Annotated in this window: 10 protein-coding genes; 6 read left to right on the top strand and 4 right to left on the bottom strand. The window is 39.7% G+C overall.

Features of this window, described 5'->3' with window-relative positions; translation table 11 throughout:
• Positions 1–613 precede the first annotated feature (613 nt).
• The 4 genes from rpoH to ftsY all read right to left on the bottom strand — a co-directional run bounded on the left by rpoH (position 614) and on the right by ftsY (position 5,810).
• Entirely contained in the window at positions 614–1,477 is an 864-nt protein-coding gene (rpoH, locus tag I6F53_RS03875) for an RNA polymerase sigma factor RpoH (RefSeq protein WP_149593817.1), read from the bottom strand.
• Positions 1,478–1,773: 296 nt separating this feature from the next.
• Positions 1,774–2,760, bottom strand: coding sequence for a permease-like cell division protein FtsX (gene ftsX / locus I6F53_RS03870; RefSeq protein ID WP_197178026.1), 987 nt, complete (start codon positions 2,758–2,760; stop codon positions 1,774–1,776).
• Positions 2,757–3,434, bottom strand: coding sequence for a cell division ATP-binding protein FtsE (ftsE, locus tag I6F53_RS03865; protein WP_166420927.1), 678 nt, complete (start codon positions 3,432–3,434; stop codon positions 2,757–2,759). The genes ftsX and ftsE overlap by 4 nt, the downstream gene beginning before the upstream one ends.
• Positions 3,435–3,521: 87 nt before the next feature.
• Positions 3,522–5,810 (bottom strand): signal recognition particle-docking protein FtsY, encoded by a 2,289-nt coding sequence (ftsY, locus tag I6F53_RS03860; RefSeq protein WP_442960581.1) that lies wholly within the window; start codon positions 5,808–5,810, stop codon positions 3,522–3,524.
• 228 nt (positions 5,811–6,038) lie between these two features.
• On the opposite strand from ftsY, the gene rsmD reads away from it, so the two are divergent.
• From rsmD to prmA, 6 genes are all read left to right on the top strand, one after another.
• Positions 6,039–6,644, top strand: coding sequence for a 16S rRNA (guanine(966)-N(2))-methyltransferase RsmD (rsmD, locus tag I6F53_RS03855; protein ID WP_197238555.1), 606 nt, complete (start codon positions 6,039–6,041; stop codon positions 6,642–6,644).
• A gap of 145 nt (positions 6,645–6,789) precedes the next feature.
• Complete coding sequence (gene rpsU, locus I6F53_RS03850) at positions 6,790–7,005, top strand: 30S ribosomal protein S21 (protein WP_002957797.1); 216 nt, start codon at positions 6,790–6,792, stop codon at positions 7,003–7,005.
• A 19-nt stretch (positions 7,006–7,024) separates the two neighbouring features.
• Positions 7,025–7,471 (top strand): GatB/YqeY domain-containing protein, encoded by a 447-nt coding sequence (locus tag I6F53_RS03845; RefSeq protein ID WP_165741272.1) that lies wholly within the window; start codon positions 7,025–7,027, stop codon positions 7,469–7,471.
• 243 nt (positions 7,472–7,714) lie between these two features.
• Positions 7,715–9,466, top strand: coding sequence for a DNA primase (gene dnaG, locus I6F53_RS03840; RefSeq protein WP_197238554.1), 1,752 nt, complete (start codon positions 7,715–7,717; stop codon positions 9,464–9,466).
• Between the two features lie 390 nt (positions 9,467–9,856).
• Positions 9,857–11,707 carry an RNA polymerase sigma factor RpoD gene (rpoD, locus tag I6F53_RS03835; protein WP_165741636.1) on the top strand — a complete coding sequence of 617 codons (1,851 nt, stop codon included), beginning with the start codon at positions 9,857–9,859 and terminating at the stop codon, positions 11,705–11,707.
• 67 nt (positions 11,708–11,774) lie between these two features.
• Positions 11,775–12,656: a 50S ribosomal protein L11 methyltransferase gene (prmA, locus tag I6F53_RS03830; RefSeq protein ID WP_197238552.1), complete on the top strand. Its 882-nt coding sequence runs from the start codon at positions 11,775–11,777 to the stop codon at positions 12,654–12,656.
• Positions 12,657–12,778: the final 122 nt, after the last annotated feature.

Genomic DNA, 12,778 nt, shown 5'->3' with positions numbered 1-12,778 from the left:
AACCCAAAAAGAGATAAAGAAAAAGGACGATTAAAATGCGGCCTGAATCCAATTCTCTCTTAATGTCTAACCTATGAATACCCATTAGAATTAGTGTCGACTTGGTATTTGTTGCTTGTTTATTCTTCTTACTTGAAGGTTCACTTGCATCAGTATTTGGACGCATTTATATATACTTTTGTAGGAAAGGATCAGGCTACCCTCTTATGCTAATGTGCGTTAACGCCATTACTTCTGCAAGTGTTACTGGCTTTAATTGTATATGGATGTTTGTAAATACTGTTGAAAGCAATAACAAATATTCTGCATTTAGCTTTACAATGTTTATTGGTTACTTAATTTCTCTTTATTTCCTTCATTCTCACTGCCAAGCAGGGAAAACTAAAGATAACCTTCAGATAGACTGTGATAAGGATGAAATAGAAGAAAAATACACAAAGTGGTATTGGGTCTCATTTTTCCTCAATACATGTGCTTTCATATTTATCTTTATCTATTTAATTGATGGTATTTAAGGTTAATCTTCCCTTATTTTTTAGTTATTTGGTCTTCATAAAACAAAAAAGCCCCGCATTTTAATGCAGGGCTTTTAAGTTTTGCTGCTTGAGCAGTATTAGCTCATAGCGCTTTGTAACTTTTTCATCGCTGTTTTTTCAAGCTGGCGAACACGTTCAGCAGATACACTGTACTTTTGTGCAAGCTCTTGAAGAGTAGCCTTATCATCCGACAACCAACGTGCGCTAACAATATCTTGTGAACGTTCGTCTAGTGTTTTAAGTGCGCTAAATAAACGAGTATGCGCTTGCTCTTTCCACTGCTCTTGTTCAACGTCGTCAGCTAAATCAGCTGCGCCATCTGTTAAGTACTGTACTGGAGAGTACGTGCTTGTTGGTGCGTCGTCGTTATCGTCGCCCGTTAGGTCAAAGCCCATGTCTTGGCCGCTCATGCGCGATTCCATTTCACGAACTTCTTTCTCACTCACACCTAGCTCACTAGCAACAGTGCTAACCTCTGCTTGATTAAACCAACCTAAACGCTTTTTGTTTTTACGAAGGTTAAAAAACAATTTACGTTGCGCTTTAGTGGTTGCAACTTTAACTATGCGCCAGTTTTTAAGCACAAACTCGTGAATTTCGGCTTTAATCCAATGCACTGCAAACGATACCAAGCGTACACCCACTGAAGGGTCAAAACGTTTAACCGCTTTCATCAGGCCTATATTACCTTCTTGAATAAGGTCAGCTTGTGGCAAGCCGTATCCCGAGTAGCCTTTAGCAATATGTGCTACAAAGCGTAAATGCGACATAATGAGTTGCTTGGCAGCACTAAGATCGCCTTCTTCCTGAAGCTTTTTAGCAAGTTCTTGCTCTTGTTCAACTTTAAGCATAGGAATAGTGCTTACCGCTTGAAGGTAACCGTCCATGCTTGCGCTTTGTTGTCCGACTGTAAGTGCCATTGCGTATAAATCTTTACTCATTTTTCACCTCGGTGATAAACATTTGAAACTATCTTAGCACTCTTTCTTTAAGAGTGCTAACCCCAATTTAAAACTTTTTTAAAGTATAAATCAAGTAGTTTTTTGGTATGTATTTAGTCTACTACAAGCGACTGAATAAGTGATGAATTAAGGGGTTGCAGCAGGTTAACCTCATAGCATCACCTTATTTACAACTCATTACTTCATTGGAGGATAGTACACAAATATGACAGTTTTAATAACAGGAGGTACAACCCAGATTGATATATTACGCATATCAAGCTGGGTTGGTTCACTTATACTTTATCGGGTTCTATTTCTTTAATATAACGATTTACAGAAAGATAAGAACCTACAAAACCTAAGCTTGTTGCAAGTAAAACTAAAAAGCCGAATTCTTTCAATGTTAAGCCAATTAAAGAAAAGCTTGCTTGGTAAACCCCTGCCACACTGCTAACCGCAGAAGATAACCACCACATCATTAAAGCAACAGATATAAAAGCAAATAGCCCGCCTATTACACCATACCAAATACCGGTCCACAAAAATGGGGCATGTATAAAGGTGTTAGTAGCTCCTACAAGTTTCATTACTTGTATTTCTTCTTTTTTATCCATGATCGACAAACGAATGGTGTTACCAATAATAAGCGTCACTGAGGTAAGCAGTAATAATGCGATGGTTATTACACTTTCTTTGAGTAAATCTAGCAAAGCATTTAAACGCTCTAACCACGCTATATCAAGCTTACCAAAATCAACTTCACGTTCACTCTCAAGTTTAGTTAGAAGCGCCTTAGCGGCGTTTGGCTGCCTATTACGCTTTGTTGGCGTAACAAGTACTACATCAGGTAATGGATTTTTATCCAAATACTCTAAAGCCTGCCCAAAACCAGAAACATCTTTAAACTCGGTGAGTGCTTTTTGTTTTGAAATAAACTCAACACTCTCCACTTCTGGGTAAAGTGCTAAACGCTTTACTAAAGTTTGCGTTTCTTGCTCGTTCATACTTTCTTTTACGAATAACGATATTTCACTCGCTTCTTCAAAACCGCTGCTTACCTGCTGTACGTTTTTAACAACTAAATAAAGTGTTGCAGGAAGCGTTAAGCTCAAGCCAAGTACTGCAATAGTCATTAATGAGGCCAGCGGGGTACGCCACATTTCACCTAAACTATGCACACCTTGGCGAAATATATTAATAATAAAAAAATAACCGCCAGCTAACACTGATTTTTTTTGCTTGTCGTTACTATTTTGACGACCCTTAAAAAGTAAACTCATAGTGCGCCCTCAGCAAGCGGATCTTGAAGCATTCTGCCATCTTTTAAAGTTAAGCTGCGATACTTCATACGTGCTACCAAACCAAGATCGTGCGTTGCTATCAATACAGTTGTACCGTGTTTATTAAAGTCTTCAAACAGTTTTAGTATTTCCATTGAAAGCTCAGGATCGAGGTTACCTGTAGGTTCATCTGCTAATAAAATTGGCGGGGAGTTCACTATTGCTCTGGCAATACCAACACGTTGCTGTTCACCACCTGAGAGCATAGACGGATGACATTTTATTTTATCTATCAGGCCTACTTTATCGAGCGCACCATGAACCCGTTTAGCAATATGCTTATGGTGAGTACCTTCGATAATTAGTGGCAAAGCCACATTATCAAAAATAGTATAACGCTCTAATAAACGGTGATTTTGAAAAATAATACCAATATCACGACGAGCATAAGGAATTTGACGCGAGTTAACTTTGTTTAAATCAACTCCATTGATAGACACACTACCCGCCGATGGACGTTCCATTAAGCTAATTAGCTTGAGCAGTGTACTTTTACCGGCGCCACTATGGCCCGTTAAAAAAGCGAGTTCACCAGGCTTAATATGAAAATTCACTTTTTCGAGGGCACGGTGCCCACCTGGGTAGGTTTTACTTACTTGCTGAAAATTTATCATCTTTTTATTATGCCAACGCCATTAGTTTATTAGTAACGCTGGTAATCCTCGCAATTAAAAAGGGAGCAAGCTCCCTATTTTGGTAAATTAAACGTCGTCCTCATCTTGGCTAAATAACGCATCAATAAAGTCATCGCTTTTAAAAGCGCGTAAATCATCAATACCTTCACCAACACCAATGTAACGAATTGGAATATTAAACTTATCTGCGACCGCAAAAATAACACCACCTTTTGCAGTTCCATCAAGTTTTGAAAGCGTAATACCCGTTAAACCAACACACTGATTAAACAAGTTTACTTGGCTAATTGCATTTTGACCTGTACCAGCATCGATGGTTAACATCACCTCATGCGGCGCATCAGGGTCGATCTTTTTCATTACGCGAGCAATCTTTTCAAGCTCTTGCATTAAATTATCTTTATTTTGCAAGCGTCCAGCTGTATCAGCAATTAACACATCTACATTACGTGCTTTTGCAGCTTGAAATGCATCAAAGACAACCGATGCACTATCTGCACCTGTATGCTGGGCAATAACAGGGATGCTGTTACGCTCTCCCCAAACCTGTAATTGCTCTACAGCTGCGGCTCTAAATGTATCACCAGCAGCAAGCATTACCGACTTACCTTCATTTTGAAATTGCTTTGCCATTTTGCCAATAGTCGTTGTTTTACCAACACCGTTAACGCCAACCATTAAAATAACAAACGGCTTTTTATCTTCGCTTATAACTAAAGGCTGTTCAGCCATTTTTAGCATAGCCGCCATTTCTTGCTTCATCAGTTCATAAAGCGCATCGCCATCTTTTAGCTGTTTACGGTTTGCAGCATCAGTTAGGCTATCAATCAACTTCATGGTGGTATCAACGCCTAAATCGGCGGTAAGAAGTTGTGTTTCAAGATCTTCAAATAATTCGTCATCTATTTTTTTACCACTAAAAATAGATGAAAAACCCGAGCCTATATTTACACGAGTTTTTAACAAGCCCTTTTTAAGACGAGAGAAAAACCCTTCTTTTTTCGGCTTTTCTGCTTTTTTAGCTTCATCTTTTGCAAGCTCAGCAGTAAGTCGCTCTTGCTCTAAGCGCTCGTTTTCTGCTTGTTCCGCTGCGATGCGTTCTTGTTCTAAACGCTCATTCTCTGCTTTTTCAGCAGCAAGGCGTTCTTGCTCTAAACGTTCATTTTCTACTTGTTCCGCTGCAATGCGTTCTTGCTCTAAGCGCTCGTTTTCTGCTTTTTCAGCCGCAATACGTTCTTGCTCTAAACGTTCATTCTCTGCTTTTTCAGCTAAAATACGTTCTTGCTCTAAACGCTCGCTCTGTGCTTTTTCAGCAGCAATACGCTCTTGCTCTAGGCGCTCGTTTTCTGCTTGTTCCGTTGCAATGCGCTCTTGCTCTAGGCGTTCTTGCTCTAGGCGTTCGTTCTCTGCTTTTTCAGCTGCAATACGCTCTTGCTCTAAACGTTCATTTTCTGCTTTTTCAGCAGCAATGCGTTCTTGCTCTAAACGCTCGCTCTGTGCTTTTTCAGCAGCAATACGTTCTTGCTCTAGGCGTTCGTTCTGTGCTTTTTCAGCAGCAATGCGCTCTTGCTCTAAACGCATTTGCGCTTCTTGTTCTGCTAAACGTTTTACTTGCTCTTGTCTTTGAGCTTCAGCGTCCGCTTGTTCTTTTACTAACAACTCAGCATTCGCTTGCTCTATTGCAAGCTTTTCAGCCTTTATTGCCTCATTCTTTTCTTCAAGGCGAATTCGCTCTAGTCGTTCAGCTTCTACTTTTTCTGCAGCCAATCGCTCTTGCTCTAAGAGCATCTGTGATTCTTGTTCAGCTAAACGTTGTGCATGTTCTTGTCTTTGTGCTTCTGCATCCGTTTGTTGTTTTGCAAGTGATTCAGCATTGGCCTGCTCAATAGCAATCTTTTCTGCGTTTTCAGCACGCTCTTGCTCTAAACGTTTTGCTTCAATTAGTTCAGCAGCAATACGCTCTTGTTCTAAACGCTCTGTTTCAGCCTCAGCGTGTAAACGTTCGGCCTCTGCTTGCTCTGCTGCAATACGCTCTTGTTCTAAACGCTTTGTTTCAGCCTCAGCGTGTAAACGTTCGGCCTCAGCTTGCTCTGCTGCAATACGCTCTTGTTCTAAACGCTTTGTTTCAGCCTCAGCGTGTAAACGTTCGGCCTCGGCTTGCTCTGCTGCAACACGCTCTTGTTCTAAACGCTTTGTTTCAGCCTCAGCGTGTAAACGTTCGGCCTCGGCTTGCTGCGCAAGCTTTTCTTGCTCTAGCTTCTGCGCCTCTTCTTGCGCTAATGCTTGTTGTTTATCAGCTGCTGCTTTTTGCTCTGCTTCTTTTTTATCTGACTTGCCAAAACCGAGCCACGACATGAATTTACTTTTTTTTGTCATACTTGCTAATAACCACTTATAAAAATCTGATAAACTAAAATTTGAAATAGCTTGGCAATGCCCAGCAATAGTTGCAAATAAATACAACCATTCAAAACGTAAGTGTTCAATAGTAACACTTTTAATACGGTTGAAAAATGAAGCTATACGTAATCGCCGATAATATTATCTGAGCTAGATACCATATACCATTTTTTAGTGAGCTAAATGAGAAAAAAAACAACGCAAAATAAAGCTACTAATAAGCCCAGTGATGGCTTTATTAGAGTAATTAGCGGACAATTTCGAGGCCGAAAACTTCCCGTTAAAAATGTAGATGGCTTAAGGCCTACTACCGACCGAATTAAAGAAACTGTATTTAATTGGTTAATGCAAGATACGCGTGACGCAAATGTACTTGATTGTTTTGCAGGTTCTGGCGGATTAGGGTTTGAAGCGCTATCTCGTTTTGCTAAAAGTGCTATATTTATCGAGCTCGACTCATCAGCAGCTAAGCAATTAGAGCAAAACATCAGCACTTTAAAACTCGACAATGCACACGTTAAACATACTAATTCGATCTCCTTTTTAGAGCAAAAAAAAACAAGTGAAGCGTTTAATCTTGTATTTGTTGACCCACCATTTCGTAAAGATTTAGCACAAACAACCTGCGATTTATTAGAAAAAAACCAATGGTTAAGCGACAATGCATTAATTTATGTTGAAGTAGAAACTGAATTAACCACCTTTAACAATCCAAGCAACTGGTTGTTAATTAAAGAAAAAAAGGCAGGACAAGTGTTTTGTAAACTCTACCAGCGCCAAGCAAATTAATACTGTTTTACATGATGCGTTTCTGTTAATATTGTCCTTTACATGTGGTGTTGCTTCGGATTACAATACCGCACCATTTTTGAACCACTTGATCAATGTTTGATCAACTTGAGCAACGCTCATAATTTAGGTAGGTGAATTTTTAATGCCAGTAATTAAAGTAAGAGAGAACGAACCGTTTGACGTAGCACTTCGTCGCTTCAAGCGTTCATGTGAAAAAGCAGGAATCCTTTCAGAAGTTCGTCGTCGCGAGCACTATGAAAAACCAACAGCTGAGCGTAAGCGTAAAAAAGCTGCTGCAGTAAAACGTCACATGAAAAAACTTTCTCGTGATAACGCACGTCGCGTTAAATTATACTAATATATTAGGTCTTGTATAAATGAGCCTTTTAATAACGCTAAAAGATGCGCAAAAAGATGCGATGAGAGCTAAAGACAAACAACGTCTTAACCCTATTCGTATGGTACTTGCTGCAATCAAGCAACGTGAAATTGACGAGCGCATAGAACTAGACGACGCAGGTATTACCTCCGTTATAGTGAAGCTTGTTAAACAACGTCGTGACTCTTACACTCAGTACAAAGATGCTGGGCGTGATGATTTAGCTGATATTGAAGCCAATGAAATAGTAGCACTTGAAACTTTTTTACCTCAACAATTGAGTGAAGAAGAAATTATTGCTCTCATTGATGCGGCTATTGCTGATACTAACGCAGCAGGTATGCAAGACATGGGTAAAGTAATGGGTATAATCAAAAGCAAAGCCGAAGGTCGTGCCGATATGGGCAAGATTTCTGGTTTAATTAAGCAACGATTAACTGCCTAATACTCCCACATACATTAAAGTATGATTGAAGTAAACCGAGCCTTGCGCTCGGTTTCTTTGTTTTTAACTTTAATAAAAAGTATACCTATTAGGTTACTTTAAAATGAAATTTTTTATAGCTTCCCTATTTATTTTGCTATCATTTTGGTAAGTTAAAGCACGCTATACTTTGCACCACGCAAGTATAAAAAGTAAATTTCATATTCGTTATTCTTCTTATTATTTCAGGACTGTATTTTACTAATGGCTGGAAAGATCCCACGTAACTTTATAGATGATTTACTTGCCAGAACCGATATTGTCGACCTGATAGACTCAAAAATAGGTCTAAAAAAAGCAGGTAAAGATTATCAAGCTTGCTGCCCATTTCATAACGAAAAATCGCCCTCATTTACTGTATCGCAAGACAAACAGTTTTATCACTGCTTTGGGTGTGGCGCTAATGGTAATGCTATTTCGTTTGTAATGGAGTACGAAAAGCTAGAGTTTGTAGATGCTATTGAAGAAATAGCCAGCATGCTCAACTTAGAAGTACCTCGAGAACAAGGCACAAACTCAGCACCAGAACGTACAGCTGCGCAAAAGCGCTCTGATTACGACTTAATGCTTCATACTGCGCGCTTTTATCAGCACCAATTAAAACACCACAGTAATTCTGCCGCCGTTATTGAATATGTAAAAGGCCGTGGTTTAAGTGGCGAAACAGTTAAAAAGTTTATGATTGGCTATGCTCCCAGCGAGTGGGACGGGCTATGCCTACAACTTGGCCGCAACAAAGAACAAAAAGAGCAATTAGTTGAATTAAAACTAGCCTCAGAAAAAACACCTGGTAGGCAGTTTGATTTTTTCCGCGATCGTTTAATGTTCCCTATTCGCGATAAGCGTGGGCGCGTTATTGCCTTTGGTGGGCGTGTAATGCAAGCCGACCAAGGGCCAAAATATTTAAACTCGCCAGAAACCCGAATTTTTCATAAAGGCTTTGAGCTTTACGGACTTTATGAAGCAAAGCAAGCCCATAAAAAACTTGACCATATCATGGTTGTTGAAGGTTATATGGATGTTGTTGCCCTAGCGGAGCAAGGAATTGAATACGCTGTTGCATCACTGGGGACTGCAACAACAAGCGAGCACATGCACACATTGTTTAGAACTACTGATAAAGTAATCTGTTGTTACGATGGTGACAGAGCTGGTCGCGATGCAGCCTGGAGAGCGCTTGAAAACGCACTTCCTTATTTAAATGATGGTAAAGCACTGCAATTTGCATTTTTACCCGATGGCGAAGATCCTGACTCTCTTGTACAAAAAGAAGGTAAAGAACAATTTGAGCTGCGCCTAGGCCAAGCAGATGACTTTACCAAAGTATTGTTTAATAGATTAAGCCAAGAAGTTGATTTAACACTCGACTCAGGAAAAGCTAAATTGCTTAGTGCAGCGCTACCACTAATTGAAAAAATTCCTAGTGAATTTTACCAAGAAAACATTCTTGAACAATTAGGGCGTTTAATCGGAAGAACACGAGAGCAACTTAATAATCGTTTAAAAACACCTAAGCAGCAGTATTCAATTGAACGTAAATTTAAAATAACACCGATGCGCCAAGCGATTGGTATTTTAATTCAGCACCCTAATTTAGCTAAAAGTGTGCCGTACTTACCAGAACTCGCACAAATGAATATTGCTGGCATAGGCCTGTTATTACGCTTACAAGAACAAGCCCTAGAAAAAGAAAGCATTACCACAGCACAACTGCTCGAATTTTTCAGAGGAACTGAAGATTATGAGCCACTAATAAAGCTTGCAACGTGGCAACACGAAATAAATGAAGAGCGTTTAGAGACGGTTTTTAAAAATACTTTCAAGTTTATTGAAGATCAGTGTTTAAATTATCGACTCGAGACCCTATTAATAAAGGACAAGACTCAAGGCCTTAGTAGCGACGAAAGACTTGAGTGTCATTTGTTAATGACAGCGTTAAAAGCCACTAACAGTTAGGGTCTGTTTATCTTTCGAGGTTAAGTTTACAGCAGCGTGTTTCGTATTTAGACAAGGCAGAGCCTAAGTAGTGTGGTTATTCCACATAAATAGGCGATAACGCAGCATAAATGCCAAACACGCGCTGCCCTTTGGGTTCGTCCCAAGGGAGGTTTACTCTTTGTTGCCCGGTTTTTACTTAGGCCACTAGGTTACAAACCTGGCGCCGCGATTAAACCACCCTTGGATAGAACAAACTTTAATCCTGAAAGGCCAACAGACCCTAGTCAAAATTGATTTAAACTGTTATACTGTGCTATTCACTGCGTCACATTATTCTAGTTGGCTTTAATGCAAACTACATGATGGCGCCTGTTGTATCAACTTATCAGAGTGGAAGAAACAATCTCTATGGATCCAACTCCTCAGTCACAATTAAAACTTCTGATTCAAAAAGGTAAAGAGCAAGGCTACTTAACTTTTGCAGAAGTAAATGATCACCTTCCACAAGACATTATAGACTCAGATCAAGTAGAAGATATCATAAGCATGATTAATGATATGGGTATCAAGGTTAGCGAAAACGCGCCTGATGCTGATGAATTAATGATGCAAGAAACAACGACAGACGAAGACGCAGCTGAAGCTGCCGCGGCAGCACTTGCAACTGTAGAAAAAGAAATCGGCCGTACAACGGACCCGGTTCGCATGTACATGCGCGAAATGGGTACTGTTGAACTTCTTACACGTGAAGGCGAAATTGTAATCGCTAAACGTATTGAAGAAGGCATTAACCAAGTACAGATTTCTGTTGCAGAGTACCCTGAAGCAATTACTTACCTGCTAGAGCAGTGGGATAAGTTTGAAGCTGAGGAAATGCGTTTAAGCGATATCATCGTTGGATTTATCGATCCGAATGAAGATACAGCGCCAATTTCAGCAACTAACATCGGTTCAGAATTAAGTGCTAAGCAACTTGATGATGACGATAAAGATGACAAAGATGATGCTGATAGCGATGACGAAGATGAAGAAGAAGTAGACACAGGTCCAGATCCTGAAGAAGCTCGTATTCACTTTGAAAACTTACGTGATTTATACAATAAAGCACGTGATACGTTTGAAGCTAAAGGTCGTTCGCATCCTGAATCACAAGCCGCCATTTTTGAAATTGGTGAGCTTTTCAGAACCTTTAAATTAATACCTAAACAGTTTGATCGCATGGTAAATAACATGCGTGAAATGATGGATAGAGTTCGCGTTCAAGAACGTCTAATCATGAAACATGCTGTTCAAATTGCTAAATTACCGAAGAAAACATTCGTTAAGCACTTTGCTAACAACGAAACTGATGCTTCTTGGGTTGATTTAGAAATTTCAGGTAACGAAAAGTATTCAGCTAAACTTGAAGAAGTGAAGCCAGAAATCATTCGTAGCATTAATAAATTATCTGTTATTGAACAAACAACAGGTTTAAGCATTGAGCGTATTAAAGACATTAACCGTCGAATGAGCATTGGTGAAGCGAAAGCACGCCGTGCGAAAAAAGAAATGGTTGAAGCTAACTTACGTCTTGTAATCTCAATTGCTAAAAAATACACAAACCGTGGCTTACAATTCTTGGATTTAATTCAAGAAGGTAACATTGGTCTGATGAAAGCGGTTGATAAGTTTGAATATCGCCGTGGTTATAAGTTCTCTACTTATGCTACGTGGTGGATACGTCAAGCAATCACTCGCTCTATTGCTGACCAAGCAAGAACAATCCGTATTCCAGTACATATGATTGAAACGATTAATAAACTTAACCGTATTTCTCGTCAAATGTTACAGGAAATGGGTCGTGAGCCAAATCCAGAAGAATTAGCAGAACGCATGATGATGCCTGAGGATAAAATCCGTAAGGTACTTAAGATTGCTAAAGAGCCAATTTCAATGGAAACACCAATCGGTGATGATGAAGATTCTCACTTGGGTGACTTTATCGAAGATACAACAATTGATTCGCCAATCGATTCGGCAACAATGGAGTCTCTTCGTGGCGCAACTAACGATGTACTAGCAGGCCTAACAGCCCGTGAAGCTAAAGTACTACGTATGCGTTTTGGTATTGATATGAATACCGACCACACCTTAGAAGAAGTAGGTAAACAGTTTGACGTAACACGTGAACGTATTCGTCAAATAGAAGCGAAAGCGCTGCGTAAATTACGCCACCCTTCTCGCTCAGATTTACTGAAAAGCTTTTTAGACGCTAAATAATTTAGCGCTACTATATAAACTAAAAAGGCCGCTATAGCGGCCTTTTTTCTATTTGAAGGAAATAATCATGGCTTGGATCCAAATTCGTATTAACGCCAATGCTGCAACAGCAGATGCAGTAAGTGACCTATTAATGGAAGCGGGTAGTGCTTCGGTAACCTTTATTGACGCAAAAGACACCCCTATTTACGAACCCAAAATTGGCACTGTTGTATTCTGGGCTGATACAACAGTAATTGGCTTGTTTGAAGCTAATCACGATATGAATACAGTCGTTGCGTTATTAAAACGCCATGATGAGCTAAAAGACAATTTAGTATACAAAATAGAGCAGCTTGAGGATAAAGACTGGGAACGTGAATGGATGGATAACTTCCACCCTATTCAATTTGGTGAAAGGCTATGGATTTGTCCAAGCTGGCGCGATATTCCAGACCCTACTGCGGTAAATGTACTACTTGATCCTGGCCTTGCTTTTGGCACCGGCACACATGCAACAACGGCCTTATGTCTTAAGTGGTTAGAAAGCCAAGACCTAACAGGTAAAACAGTTGTTGATTTTGGTTGTGGCTCAGGCATTTTAGGTATCGCAGCGATAAAATTAGGTGCAGAGCGCATGATTGGGATTGATATTGACCCTCAAGCACTCGAAGCAAGCCTTGATAACGCTAACCGAAATGGTGTTGCAGACAAACTTGAAGTATACCTTCCAGAAAACCAACCTGAGTTTACCGCCGATATAGTAGTGGCAAATATTTTAGCCCAGCCACTTCGCGAATTGCACAGTGTAATTTTAGGCTTATTAAAGCCTGGCGGCAAAATTGCCATGTCGGGTATTTTAGAAGAACAAGCGCAATCAGTTGCTGATATTTATGCACCCTTTATTGAGCTAGATGATATTGCCGTTGAAGGTGATTGGACTCGAGTAAGTGGCACCAAAAAAGCCTAATAAATCGCATAATCAAATTTAGAGCATTAACTCAAAACATCTGCGTAAAGCCTGTATTTAACAGGCTTTACTATTTTTTTACATATCAAAATATTTTCTGATTATTGTATAAAAAATAAAGA

Origin of the sequence: Pseudoalteromonas sp. SWN29, assembly GCF_015864465.1 — a bacterium.
Lineage (GTDB): Bacteria > Pseudomonadota > Gammaproteobacteria > Enterobacterales > Alteromonadaceae > Pseudoalteromonas.
The sequence above is the reverse complement of the archived record's forward strand: the minus strand, read 5'-3'. Positions and strand labels throughout refer to the sequence as shown.